This is a genomic window from Dietzia sp. Cai40 (assembly GCF_014145165.1).
Classification (GTDB): Bacteria; Actinomycetota; Actinomycetes; order Mycobacteriales; family Mycobacteriaceae; genus Dietzia; species Dietzia natronolimnaea.
In genome coordinates this window covers 1-11,543 of sequence record NZ_JAALEB010000033.1, presented here as the reverse complement: position 1 = coordinate 11,543, position 11,543 = coordinate 1, and the positions used below count along the sequence as shown (strand labels likewise).

Below are 11,543 nucleotides of genomic sequence, written 5' to 3'. Positions count from 1 at the left end.
GCCCTCCGCCGCCTCCCGGCCCGCCGACGCCCCTGCCGCGTCCCAGCCCGCCGCGACTCCTCCGGCGGACGAGCCGGCCGCCGAGGACAAGTCGGTCGAGAAGCAGGCGGCGGAGAAGGCGCCGTCGGAGAAGATCGATCCCATCAAGGTCGAGCGCGTTCCGGCGGGCCCGACACCGCCCCCGGGCGCCGTGAAGTTCGTCAAGAAGTTCCTCGCCCGCCATGGCGGCGCGGCCGATCTCGTCCTGCAGCCCACCGGTCGGACGGGGATCCGTCTGACGTTCGTGGGCGCCGACGGGGTCATGGACGACTACATGGTCGACACCCTCGCCGAGGCCGAGGCCGTGCGCGATTCGGTTCCCGGGCTCACCGGTTCGGACTGGACCCGTGAACTGGTCTCCCATACCGATGTGCCCGCGGGCCACTGGAAGCGCATGGCCGGCTCCGGATCCCTGCTCTGAGACCCCGGTAGGACGAGAACGGCCCCGCCACGGCGGGGCCGTTCCGCATTCGCGTCAGGCGGGCCCTGCCGCCGGTCGGACTACGCGGGCCGCGGACTCCCGTCCGCCCGGTCCCTGATGACCGCCGAGGCCCAGAGTGCGCCGGTCACGGCGGTGATGGCCCCCGCCAGCGTCACGTGCAGGACCACCAGCACCTCGGGCACCCCCAGCTGGTACTGGGTGATCCCCACGACGGCCTGTGCCGCGATCATCGCGATGAGGATCAGGCAGCGCCGGATGGCCGGTCCCTGGGCGCGCAACGCGAGAAGGCCGAACGCCAGACCGATGAGCAGGCAGACGTACCCGACCATCAGTTCGGCATGGAAGTGGACCAGCCACTGGATCGGCATCTGGAGGCGGTCGGCGGCCTCGATGCGGGCGTCACCGGCGTGGGGCCCGGCCCCGGTGACCATGGTGCCGGTGACCAGCACACCGGCCAGGAGCACCGCGGACAGGACGATGAGCCAGGACAACGGCGGGGGCAGGACACGGCGGGCGGGGGCGTCGTCGGCCTCCCCGATCCGGACGAACAGGACGGCCGCGAGCCAGGCCAGGATCATGGACGGGAGCAGATGGAGCGCGACGGTCCACCACACCAGGCCGGCCAGGACCGTGATGCCCCCGATCACCGCCTGCGCCAGGATCCCCGCGGGCATCGCCCAGGCGAGCACCTTGAGCCCGCGGCGACGGCCGGCACGATGGATCGCGAGAAGCAGGGCCGCCGCGATCGCGATCAGCACGAAGGTCAGGAGCCGGTTGCCGAACTCGATGGCCTGGTGCATCGCGGGTCCGGCGCCGGCGACGGGCACGAAACTGTCCTGGTTGCACCGCGGCCACGTCTCGCAGCCCAGCCCCGAGGCGGTCACCCGAACGGTGACCCCGGTGGTCATGATGCCGATCTGGGCGAAGACGTTGGCCAGCGCGAGGCCCTTCTGCAGCCGGATCGACGGCATCGGCAGACGGGACAACGGTCCCGTCGGTCCGGGGGGTTCGCTCGTGGCATGGCTGCCGGGGTTCGGGGCGTGCGAAGTCGAGGTCACGCCCCCGATTCTAGGCGGGCGCGCAGACGGCTCCGCGATCAGGTGAAGGAGAAGTGCCGCACGGCCAGTCCGGCGCAGACCGCGGTCCACCCGACCAGGACCAGGGCCGCCACGGCGGGGAACCCTCCGTCGATCGCCGTGACCAGTGCGCTGGTCAGCGCGTACGACGGGACGACGACGAGGAGGTCGTGCAGCCACCCGGGCAGGGCCGCCACACCGATCGCCAGCCCGGCCGCGCCGATGAGGACGAACCAGATGAGGTTGGCCAGTGCCAGCACGACCTCGGCCCGCAGAGTCCCCCCGAGGAGGAGCCCCATCGAGGAGAACGCGACCGATCCGAACGCGATCATCACCGCGCCCACCGCCAGCCCGGCCGCTCCGGGGCGCCAGCCGAGCCCGGCCGCGATCGCACCGAGCAGGACAGCCTGGCCGGCCACCAGGATCAGCGTGGCGAGGATCTTGCCGCCGATGATGACGGCCGGTGGGAGCGGGGTCCCGCCGAGTCTCTTCAGCGCGCCGTAACGACGGTCGAAGCCGACGGCGATCGCCTGTCCGGTGAACGCGGTACCCATGACGGAGAGGGTCAACACCGCCGTGATCGCGTAGTCGATCCTCGGTTGTGGGATCGAACCGAACTCGATCGCGGTGAGCGCGAACAACACGGCCACGGGGATCACCAGGGCGACCAGGAGCTGCTCACCGTTGCGCAGGAACAGCGTCAGCTCCATCCGTGTCTGCGACGCGGCCATACGGAGGAGGGGGGCGGGTGCGGACGGGCGGGCGAACGTGCCCGGCGCGAAGCGGTTGGCGCCGGTCTGGGTGTCGGTCATCGCAGGTCCCGTCCGGTCAGGTCGAGGAATACCTCTTCGAGGCTCCTGGCGCGGGTGGCCAGGGAGGTGAGCTGGACGTCGGCCTTCTCGAGCGCGGCACAGAGGGTGGTCATGAGTTCGGGGGAGACCGGGCCGTGGACCTCCAGGACCCCCGCCGCGGACCCCGTCGTCACCGTGTGGTCCGGACCGATCGCCTCACTCAGGAGACCCGGGGAGGCCTCACCGTCGACGACCAGGGTCACGCCTTCGGACGTCCCCGCCCGGGCGAGCTCCGCCGGCGAGCCGGCGGCCACACGGCGGCCGTGGTCGATGATCACGACCTCGTCGGCCAGGGCGGCGGCCTCGTCCATGAGGTGCGTCGTCAACAGGACGGCGGCACCGTCGCGACGCAACGCCCCGACCAGGTCCCACACGGCCCGCCGGGACTGCGCGTCGAGACCTGCGGTGGGCTCGTCGAGGAACACCAGCTCAGGTCGGCCGATGACCGCGATGGCGAGCGAGAGTCGCTGCTGCTGGCCGCCGGACAGACGCCGGTAGGGGGTCGAGACGTGGTCGCTGAGCCCGAGTTCGGCGAGGAGCCAGTCCGGGTCGAGGGGGTCCGCGTAGTACGAGGCGACCAGACGGACCATCTCCCCGACACGCGCCGCGGGGTACGCCCCGCCGCCCTGCAGCATCATGCCGATCCGGCTGCGGACCCGCTGACGGTCGGACACCGGGTCGAACCCCAGCACCCGGAGGGATCCACCGTCAGGCCGGAGGAATCCCTCGCAGACCTCGACCGTGGTGGTCTTGCCGGCGCCGTTGGGACCGAGGAGCGCCATCACCTCACCGCGGTCCAGTCGGAGGTCCAGACCGGCCACGGCCGTGGTCTCCCCGAACCTCTTGACGAGTCCCTCGACGTGGAGCGCGGGGGAGTCGGTGCGTGAGGTCACGGGAGCATTCTAGGCCGCGTCGACTACCGGAAGCGCAACAGCCCCGGCCAGCGGAACATCGCGATCAGCAGGACCGTCACGGCCACGACGGTGGCCACCCACGCCTGGACGGTGACGAACGGCGGCAGGCCCGCACCCGGCGGGAGGGTGAAGCAGGCGAGCACGGCGCTGACCGCCACGACGGGGATCCGGAACTCCATCCGCGAGGCCCACGCCGCGAGCGGGATCAGCGCCCACAGGACGTACCAGGGTTGGACGACGGGGAAGCACAGGACGATGGCCGCCATCGACACCCCGAGGCCGCCGACCGGGTCGATCCGCCCGGCGGAGACCGCGAACAGCATCCTCACGGTGAACACGCCGGCGATCACGAGCGCCGCGGTCTGCACCATCACCAGGATCTGGGCGGTGTGGTCACCCAGTCCGAGGTACTGCCCGATCCCGCCGACGATCACCCCCAGAGCAGTGGGCGGTGAGAGCCAGCTGCGTAGGGACGTGGCCGCTCCGAGCTTCGTGATCCACCCGAGGCCCGAGGAGGTCGCGAGCATGGCCAGTCCGGTGGTGGCACCGCTGATGACCACCATCACCAGCGCCGCCCGCACGGTGGCGAGATACCCGCCACCCCAACGACGGGCGAGCGCCATCCCGACGAAACCCAGGGCGACGACGGTGGGCAGTTTCACCAGCGCCGACCCGGTGACCAGGACGGTCCCCACGACGAAGAGAACCGTGGTCCGACGGCCGGACTCCGGGGAGTCCACCGCGCGGAGGGCCAGCACGAGCCCGACGGCCAGCAGCCCCATCATGAGCGACTCGGAATGGATCCCGGACACCAGGTGGAACAGCACGAGCGGGTTGGCCACCGCCAGCCAGAGCGCCGCCACGTCCGACACCCCGCAGTACTCCGCCAAGCGCGGGACAGCCCAGCCCAGCATGAGGATCCCGATGATGGCGACCACCCGGTGCAGGATCGTGGCGGCCACCACGTCGTCCCCCGTGAGCGTGTGGATCACCTTCTGCACGCCGAGGAACAGGGGGCCGTACTGGTTCGGCGTGTCCCGCCAGATGTCCGGGACGTTGACAGTCAAGGCGTGGGAGGTGCCCAGCGCCGACACGGGACCCAGCGCGTACGGGTCGTCGAGGGTGTTGCCGATCGCGCCCTGGGCCAGATAGCTGTAGACGTCCTTGCTGAACATGGGCGGGGCCAGCGCGAGCGGAATCGCCCACGACGCGATGATGCGGTCGAGTGTGGCCCTGTCGATGCGGCCGCTCAGCCGTCCCCGGCGATCCCGGCCGAGGACGTACGGGGCGAGCAACAGCCAGCAGAGCGTCACCACCACCATCCCGGTCATGACCACGGTCATGGAGGACTGCTGCACCCTGAGCCACAAGCCGAACAACCGCTCGCCCGCGACGGGGTTCTGGAGGACCGGCAGGGCGCCGGCGCCCAGGGCACCCACCGCCATCGCGACGGCCGCGGTGGTGCCGATCCTGCGGATCCGACGGAGTCGGGCCAGTTCAGCCGACGGTGGGGCCCCGGTGAACCGTTCCTCGGTGTGGAGTCGGGCGGTCACCGACCCCGCGCCGCGTACCGGGAACCTGGGTGCCACTGACCTCAGCCTCTCTCCACAGTGGGTGTCGCAGGTCACATTCCGACGGCACCGCCGGACTCACCGGGGGGGTGGGAATATTTCCGTCACGGAAGTGTTGCGTAATATGAGGTGGTGCGTCCCGCACGGGGCGCACCGAGCATAGCCGGAAGGGAGTGGCAGATGAGCGTGCAGCACGCGTACGAGAGCAGCACGCGGCCCGACACCCGCTCGGCCGTCCGTGAACTCCTGCTGGAACGAGGAGCGCTGACCGCCGTAGAGATCGGACGAGAGCTCGGGCTGACCGCTGCCGGTGTCCGCCGACATCTGGACCAACTGGTCGAGTCCGGCGAGGTCGAGGCCACCCGGACCCGCCCGGCCGGCACCCGCGGTCGGCCGGCCAAGGCGTTCCAGGTCACCGCGACGGGCCGCAGGTCCGCGCAGCACGGGTACGACCACCTGGCGGTGGAGGCCCTGTCCGCCCTGCGACGCGTCGGCGGCACCGCCGCCGTCGCGGACTTCGCCCGCCAGCGCGTCCGCTCGGTCATCGGACACGTCCGGCCCGCCGAGGGACCGCAGGACGTCGAGCGTGCGGCGACGGACATCGCCGTCGCCCTCTCGGATTCGGGATATGCCGCGTCGATCGAGGACGCCGGATCAGGCCTCCAGATCTGCCAGCACCACTGTCCGGTGTGGAACGTCGCGTCCCAGTTCCCGGAACTCTGCGAGGCCGAGCAGGAGGTGGTGGCCGAGATCGTGGGCACCCACGTCCAGCGCCTCGCCACCATCGCCGGCGGAGACTGCGCCTGCACCACGAACATCCCCACGGGGATGGTGACCGCCGGTGACCTGGCGGCGACCATCCCCGCAGCGGCCGGCGCAGACGCGTCGGTTCCGACCCCCGAAAGGACTGTGCGATGACCATCACCCCAGATCAGGTGACGGCCGACGTCACCGTGCACGAGCCGACCACCGATGAGGAGCGGATCGCCTCGATCGGTCAGTACAACTACGGTTGGCACGATTCCGACTCCGCCGGTGCCACAGCCCAGCGCGGCCTCTCGGAGGCCGTGGTGCGTGACATCTCCACCAAGAAGAGCGAGTCCGAGTGGATGCTCGCCAAGCGACTCAAGGCGCTGGCGACGTTCTACAAGAAGCCCATGCCCGGATGGGGTTCGGACCTGTCGGGGATCGACTTCGACAACATCAAGTACTTCGTGCGGTCCACCGAGAAGCAGGCCACCTCGTGGGAGGACCTGCCGGAGGAGATCAAGAACACGTACGACAAGCTCGGCATCCCGGAGGCGGAGAAGCAGCGTCTGGTCGCCGGCGTCGCGGCCCAGTACGAGTCCGAGGTGGTCTACCACCAGATCCGCGAGGACCTCGAGAGCCAGGGTGTCATCTTCATGGACACCGACACCGCACTCAAGGAGCACCCCGAGTACTTCGAGGAGTACTTCGGTTCCGTGATCCCGGCCGGTGACAACAAGTTCTCCGCCCTCAACACCGCGGTGTGGTCGGGCGGCTCGTTCATCTACGTCCCGCCGGGTGTCCAGGTGGACATCCCGCTGCAGGCCTACTTCCGCATCAACACCGAGAACATGGGCCAGTTCGAGCGCACGCTCATCATCGTCGACGAGGGTGCCTACGTGCACTACGTCGAGGGGTGCACCGCGCCGATCTACAAGTCGGACTCGCTGCACTCGGCCGTGGTCGAGATCGTCGTCAAGAAGGGCGGCCGCTGCCGCTACACGACCATCCAGAACTGGTCGAACAACGTCTACAACCTCGTCACCAAGCGCGCCCGGGCCGAGGAGGGCGCCACCATGGAGTGGATCGACGGCAACATCGGCTCCAAGGTGACCATGAAGTACCCGGCGGTCTGGCTCACCGGCGAGCACGCCAAGGGCGAGGTCCTCTCCGTGGCGTTCGCGGGGGAGGGTCAGCACCAGGACACCGGCTCGAAGATGCTGCACCTGGCGCCCAACACCTCCTCGAACATCGTCTCCAAGTCGGTGGCGCGAGGCGGCGGTCGCTCCGCGTACCGCGGGTTGATCCAGATCAACGCCGGTGCGAAGGGATCCAAGTCGAACGTCGAGTGCGACGCGCTGCTGGTGGACAACATCAGCCGGTCCGACACGTACCCCTACATCGACATCCGCGAGAACGACGTGACCCTGGGTCACGAGGCCACCGTCTCCAAGGTGAGCCAGGACCAGTTGTTCTACCTCATGAGCCGCGGACTGGCCGAGGACGAGGCGATGGCCATGATCGTGCGCGGATTCGTCGAGCCGATCGCCAAGGAGCTCCCCATGGAGTACGCCCTCGAGCTCAACCGCCTGATCGAACTCCAGATGGAAGGATCGGTGGGCTGACCGCCATGACCGACACCACTTCACCCACCACCGGAACCGGCCCCACCCCGGTGACGGATCGCTACGGCGTCCCCGTCACCGCCACCAAGGGCGACCAGTTCTCCTCCTTCGACGTCGGCGCGTTCGAGGTCCCGAGCCACAAGGACGAGATCTGGCGCTTCACCCCGCTCAAGCGGCTGCGCGGCATCCACGACGGATCGCGCGTCACGGCCACCGGGAACCTGCTCGTCTCCGTCGCCGAGCGTGACGGACTGACCGTCGAGAGCGTCGGGACCGACGACAAGCGGATCGGCGAGGCCGGGGCACCCCGGGACCGCGTCGCGGCGCAGGCCTTCAGCTCCGTCGACACCGCGACCGTGCTGACCGTGGCCAAGGAGACCGTCCTGGCCGACCCCGTGTACGTGACGGTCGACGGACCGGGGGAGGGCGAACTTGCCTACGGCCACGCCCAGATCCGCCTGGAGCCGTTCGCCAACGCCACCTTCGTGGTGGACCAGCGCGGCGGGGGGACGGTCGCCGAGAACGTCGAGTTCATCGTCGGCGACTCGGCCCACCTCGAAGTGGTGCTCATCCAGGACTGGGATGACGACGCGCTGCACATGGCCAATCACCACCTGCAGGTCGGTCGCGACTCGACCCTCACCTACACCGCGGTGACCTTCGGTGGCGAACTCGTCCGGATCGCACCACTGGCGACGTTCACGGCCCCCGGGGGCACGGTGAACATCAACGGTCTGTACTACGCGGACGACGGCCAGCACATCGAACACCGGTTGCTCGTCGACCACTCTGTTCCCCACTGCACCTCGCGGGTCCTCTACAAGGGCGCTCTGCAGGGCGATGCGTCGTCGAACCTGCCCGACGCCCACACCGTGTGGATCGGCGAGGTCCTCATCCGCGCCGCCGCCGAGGGGACCGACACCTACGAGATGAACCGCAACCTCGTCCTCACCGACGGGGCCCGCGCGGATTCGGTGCCGAACCTCGAGATCGAGACCGGTGAGATCGCCGGCGCCGGCCACGCCAGCGCGGTGGGACGATTCGACGAGGAGCACCTGTTCTACCTCATGTCCAGGGGTATCGCCGAGGACGTCGCCCGGCGACTGGTCGTCCGTGGCTTCTTCGGAGAGGTGATCAACCGCATCGGCGTGCCGGAGGTACGTGAGCGGATCGCCGAGGCCGTCGAGCTGGAACTGCAGTCCTCCGGGATCTGATCCCAGACCCCCGAGAGACCACCCCCGAAGACTTCACAAAGATTGCGAGCACACCAATGACCATTCTCGAGATCAAGGGCCTGACCGCCCGCGTCGCGGCAACGGCCGACTCGGCCGAGACCGTCGACATCCTCAAGGGCGTCGACCTGACCATCGAGTCGGGGATGACCCACGCCATCATGGGCCCCAACGGCTCCGGCAAGTCGACCCTCGCCTACGTCATCGCCGGCCACCCCAAGTACGAGGTCACCGGCGGGACCGTCACGCTCGACGGCGAGGACGTCCTGTCGATGGAGGTCGACGAGCGCGCCCGCGCCGGCCTGTTCCTGGCCATGCAGTACCCGACCGAGATCCCCGGGGTCTCGACCGCCAACTTCCTGCGCACCGCGGCCACCGCGGTCCGGGGCGAGGCACCCAAGTTGCGGCACTGGGTCAAGGAGGTCAAGGAGGCCATGTCCGACCTCGACTTCGATCCGGCCTTCTCCGAGCGCAGCGTCAACGAGGGCTTCTCCGGCGGCGAGAAGAAGCGCCACGAGATCCTCCAGCTGGATCTGCTCAAGCCCAAGATCGCCGTGCTCGACGAGACCGACTCCGGTCTCGACGTGGACGCGCTGCGCGTGGTGTCGGACGGCGTGAACCGCTACCGGTCGGAGGAGAACGGCGGAATCCTCCTCATCACGCACTACACCCGCATCCTTCGGTACATCACGCCCGACCGCGTCCACGTCTTCGTGGACGGCCGGATCGCCGCCTCCGGTGGGGCGGAGTTGGCGGACGAGCTCGAGGCCGAGGGGTACGAGAAGTACCTCACGCCCGCGAACGCCTGATCGGACAGCTGGGAGAACATGACCTCGACCCTCGACATCACGGCCGTCCGCTCGGATTTCCCGATCCTGCAGCGGACGGTCCGTGACGGAAAGCCCCTGGTCTACCTGGATTCCGGGGCGACCTCGCAGCGCCCGATCCCGGTACTCGACGCGGAGCGGGACTTCCTCCTGAGCTCCAACGCGGCCGTCCACCGGGGCGCACACCAACTGGCCGAGGAGGCCACCGACGCCTACGAGGACGCGCGCGCCGCGATCGCCGGGTTCGTCGGGGCCGATGTGGACGAGCTCGTGTTCACCAAGAACGCCACCGAGGCGCTCAACCTCGTCGCCTTCGCGCTCGGGGACGACCGATTCGGTCCGTACTCCGTGGGCCCGGGTGACGAGGTCGTGATCAGCGAGCTCGAGCACCACGCCAACCTGGTGCCCTGGCAGGAGTTGTGCCGCCGCACCGGTGCCACGCTGAAGTGGTACGGCGTGACCGACGACGGACGGATCGATCTCGATTCTCTCCGGCTGACCGACGCGGTCAAGGTCGTCGCGCTGACCCATCAGTCCAACGTCACCGGCGCGGTGACCGACGTGGCGCGCGTCGTCGAGGCCGCGAAGGCGGTGGGCGCGCTCGTCGTGTTGGACGCGTGCCAGTCCGTCCCGCACATGGCCGTGGACTTCCACGGACTCGGGGTGGACTTCGCCGCGTTCTCGGGACACAAGATGCTCGGTCCCACCGGCATCGGCGTGCTCTACGGACGTCGGGAGCTGCTCCGGGCCATGCCGCCGGTGCTCACGGGCGGATCGATGATCTCCACCGTGACCATGGAGAAGTCGACCTACGCCGACCCGCCCCAGAGGTTCGAGGCCGGTGTGCCGATGGTGTCGCAGGCCGTGGGCCTCGCCGCCGCCGTGCGCTACCTCGAAAGCGTGGGGATGGAGACGGTCGCCCGTCACGAGGAGTCGCTCACCGCGGCCACCCTCGAGGCCCTCGGCCAGATCCCCGGCATCCGGATCGTCGGTCCCCGTGACATGGTCGCGCGGGGCGGTGCCGTCTCCTTCGTGGTCGACGGCGTCCACGCCCACGACGTGAGCCAGGTCCTGGACGACGACGGTGTCGCGGTACGGGTGGGACATCATTGTGCGTGGCCGCTGCACCGCCGACTGGGCGTGCAGTCCACGGTCCGGGCCTCGTTCGCGCTGTACAACACCCTCGACGAGGTCGAGGTGCTCGCCCGGTCGCTGCGCCGGGCCCAGCAGTTCTTCGGAGTGGGAGGTGCGCGGTCGTGAAGCTCGAACAGATGTACCAGGAAGTCATCCTGGACCACTACCGACATCCGCACCACAGCGGGTTGCGGGAGCCCTTCGGGGCCGAGGTGCATCACGTCAACCCGACCTGCGGCGACGAGCTGACGCTGCGGTTGCAACTCTCCGACGACCGGTCGACGATCGAGGACGTGTCCTACGACGCGCAGGGGTGCTCGATCAGCCAGGCGTCCACCTCGATGATGGCCGACCTCATCGTCGGCCGCACGGTGTCGGAGTCCCTCGAGGCCTACGACGCCTTCCACGAGATGATCTCGTCCCGCGGGAAGCACGAGGGCGACGAGGAGATCCTCGACGACGCCGTCGCCCTGTCCGGGGTGTCCCGATACCCGGCGCGCGTCAAGTGCGCGCTGCTGGGCTGGATGGCATACAGGGACGCTCTCGGCCGACAGACCGAACAGCATCAGGAGTGAGTGACATGACCGAGCAGATGACCCCGGCCAACGACCCGTCGGTCGACGACGCGACGTCGGCGGAGGAGAACGCGACCGCGGCGGGCACCGTCTACAACGGTGAATTCCGCCCCGACCCCAATCGCCCCGAGCAGTCGGAGGAGGACCTCGCGTTGGTCGCCGACCTCGAGGAGGCCATGCGCGACGTGGTCGATCCCGAGCTCGGGATCAACGTGGTGGACCTCGGGCTGGTCTACGACATCTGGGTCCGCCCGGGGGAGACCGAAGGGTCCACCATCGCGCGCGTGGACATGACGCTGACCTCCGCGGCCTGCCCGCTGACCGACGTGATCGAGGACCAGGCCCGAAGCGCGGTGGTGGGTTCCGACCTGGCCAACGACCTCGAGCTCAACTGGGTGTGGATGCCGCCGTGGGGTCCTCAGATGATCACGGACGACGGCCGGGAACAGCTCCGGGCGATCGGCTTCACGGTCTAGGAGACTGCTGAACAAGTGGCGTGGCTGGCCTGCG

At 69.4% G+C, this 11,543-nt stretch carries 12 protein-coding genes; 8 read left to right on the top strand and 4 right to left on the bottom strand.

The annotated features are described in order from the left end of the window. A partial coding sequence (locus G6022_RS01620; RefSeq protein WP_187701243.1) for a hypothetical protein occupies positions 1–460 on the top strand: 460 nt, incomplete at its 5' end. A gap of 80 nt (positions 461–540) precedes the next feature. On the opposite strand, the gene G6022_RS01615 is transcribed toward G6022_RS01620, so the two are convergent. Genes G6022_RS01615 through mptB form a run of 4 tightly spaced genes read right to left on the bottom strand, consistent with a single transcriptional unit; the run spans position 541 to position 4,911 of the window. Then, complete coding sequence (locus G6022_RS01615; protein WP_182638522.1) at positions 541–1,539, bottom strand: COX15/CtaA family protein; 999 nt, start codon at positions 1,537–1,539, stop codon at positions 541–543. 38 nt (positions 1,540–1,577) lie between these two features. Then, positions 1,578–2,369, bottom strand: coding sequence for an ABC transporter permease (locus tag G6022_RS01610; RefSeq protein ID WP_182638523.1), 792 nt, complete (start codon positions 2,367–2,369; stop codon positions 1,578–1,580). Continuing rightward, a complete protein-coding gene (locus tag G6022_RS01605; RefSeq protein WP_182615376.1) occupies positions 2,366–3,301 on the bottom strand; it encodes an ABC transporter ATP-binding protein in 936 nt (311 codons plus the stop codon). The genes G6022_RS01610 and G6022_RS01605 overlap by 4 nt, the downstream gene beginning before the upstream one ends. A 23-nt stretch (positions 3,302–3,324) precedes the next feature. Continuing rightward, positions 3,325–4,911, bottom strand: a complete 1,587-nt coding sequence (gene mptB / locus G6022_RS01600; RefSeq protein WP_182638524.1) for a polyprenol phosphomannose-dependent alpha 1,6 mannosyltransferase MptB — start codon at positions 4,909–4,911, stop codon at positions 3,325–3,327. A gap of 162 nt (positions 4,912–5,073) precedes the next feature. Here mptB and G6022_RS01595 point away from each other — a divergent pair, with 162 nt between their 5' ends. From G6022_RS01595 to G6022_RS01565, 7 genes are read left to right on the top strand one after another with little or no spacing between them, the layout of a single operon-like run. Beyond that, positions 5,074–5,811: an HTH domain-containing protein gene (locus G6022_RS01595; protein WP_179525316.1), complete on the top strand. Its 738-nt coding sequence runs from the start codon at positions 5,074–5,076 to the stop codon at positions 5,809–5,811. Then, positions 5,808–7,265 carry a Fe-S cluster assembly protein SufB gene (gene sufB, locus G6022_RS01590; protein ID WP_179525315.1) on the top strand — a complete coding sequence of 486 codons (1,458 nt, stop codon included), beginning with the start codon at positions 5,808–5,810 and terminating at the stop codon, positions 7,263–7,265. Before G6022_RS01595 ends, sufB begins: the two co-directional genes overlap by 4 nt. 5 nt (positions 7,266–7,270) lie before the next feature. Further along, on the top strand, positions 7,271–8,479 hold the full coding sequence (gene sufD / locus G6022_RS01585; protein WP_182638525.1) for a Fe-S cluster assembly protein SufD: 1,209 nt from the start codon (positions 7,271–7,273) through the stop codon (positions 8,477–8,479). A gap of 56 nt (positions 8,480–8,535) precedes the next feature. After that, the gene (gene sufC, locus G6022_RS01580) at positions 8,536–9,306 is read left to right on the top strand and encodes a Fe-S cluster assembly ATPase SufC (RefSeq protein ID WP_179525313.1); all 771 of its coding nucleotides are present in this window, start codon (positions 8,536–8,538) and stop codon (positions 9,304–9,306) included. Positions 9,307–9,324: 18 nt separating this feature from the next. After that, on the top strand, positions 9,325–10,584 hold the full coding sequence (locus G6022_RS01575; protein WP_179525312.1) for a cysteine desulfurase: 1,260 nt from the start codon (positions 9,325–9,327) through the stop codon (positions 10,582–10,584). After that, complete coding sequence (gene sufU, locus G6022_RS01570) at positions 10,581–11,033, top strand: Fe-S cluster assembly sulfur transfer protein SufU (RefSeq protein WP_179525311.1); 453 nt, start codon at positions 10,581–10,583, stop codon at positions 11,031–11,033. The genes G6022_RS01575 and sufU overlap by 4 nt, the downstream gene beginning before the upstream one ends. Before the next feature lie 5 nt (positions 11,034–11,038). Continuing rightward, positions 11,039–11,509, top strand: coding sequence for a metal-sulfur cluster assembly factor (locus tag G6022_RS01565; protein ID WP_179525310.1), 471 nt, complete (start codon positions 11,039–11,041; stop codon positions 11,507–11,509). Positions 11,510–11,543: the final 34 nt, after the last annotated feature.